This window comes from Desulfothermus okinawensis JCM 13304 (genome assembly GCF_054654515.1).
Genome location: NZ_BAAIEW010000085.1, coordinates 1 through 456, shown reverse-complemented (window position 1 = coordinate 456; position 456 = coordinate 1). Strand labels below are relative to the sequence as shown.

General features: G+C 34.2%; 1 pseudogene. It reads left to right on the top strand.

Annotated features, from left to right (window positions below):
• Positions 1–378, top strand: a pseudogene (locus ACYQ0O_RS13140) (hypothetical protein); the annotation flags it as partial.
• Positions 379–456 lie beyond the last annotated feature (78 nt).

The following is a 456-nucleotide window of genomic DNA, read 5'->3' as shown; positions in this document are numbered from 1 at the left end:
ATTAACCCACCTAAATTTTCAAGGAAGAGTGTATTAGAGCCTTATAGAGAAGAGATAATAGAATATCTTTCAGAAGGATTATCTGGGGTATTAATCCATAAGAGTCTGGTTCAACAATACGATTTGTCAGTTAGTTATAGTTGTGTAAAGAAATATATAAGGAAGTTAAAGGGTCCTGGTAAAGTATATATTCCATTGATATCTCCACCAGGAGAAGAGGCCCAGGTAGACTTTGGCTATGCTGGATATTTTTATGATAGCAAGCGGAATAAAAAGGTGAAGTGTTGGATATTTTGTATGGTAGGCACTTGTCAAGAATTTTGTGTAAAGGCATATAAATTCTCCAAGGAGGAATCATCGGTTTCAAAAGTTTTATAGAAGATAGAGTGTAATTTTGGAAGTGCGCCTTTAAATTTTGGCTCTGGTTTTTGCCATTTATTAGCATGTAATCTTTTA